This window comes from Paralimibaculum aggregatum, from assembly GCF_030270585.1.
Lineage (GTDB): Bacteria > Pseudomonadota > Alphaproteobacteria > Rhodobacterales > Rhodobacteraceae > Thermohalobaculum > Thermohalobaculum aggregatum.
This window is the reverse complement of sequence record NZ_BSYI01000169.1, coordinates 1-304: the sequence shown is the minus strand read 5'-3', so window position 1 is coordinate 304 and position 304 is coordinate 1. Positions and strand designations below refer to the sequence as shown.

The 304-nt window shown below is 62.5% G+C and carries 1 protein-coding gene; it reads left to right on the top strand.

All coding sequences use genetic code 11. From position 1 onward, the window contains the following. Nucleotides 1-14: 14 nt before the first annotated feature. Nucleotides 15-304: hypothetical protein (locus tag QSJ97_RS24805; RefSeq protein WP_285675178.1), on the top strand; the 290-nt coding region annotated here is incomplete at its 3' end.

Sequence of the window (304 nt, the reverse complement as noted above, 5' to 3'; positions counted from 1 at the left end):
GGACAGGTGAGAGAATGCTGACTGATACACAGACGACGGAACTTGCGTCCGGGGTGCAGGCGATTCTGCGCATTGAGACGCCGACGGACGAGCAGCAGGCTGCGATCGACGCGATTGCGGCGGAGATCGGTGCGGATGTGAACACGGTCGAGGAAGGCCTGTTCGTGTTTGCGGAGTCCGACGCTGCGGACAACGTCCGGGTGGTGATCAGCTACTACCAGGTGTTCCTTGGCCGTCTTCCGGATCCTGCGGGCCTGACCTTCTGGGTTCGCGGCTTCGAGAACGGGACGCAGAACGCGGGCAA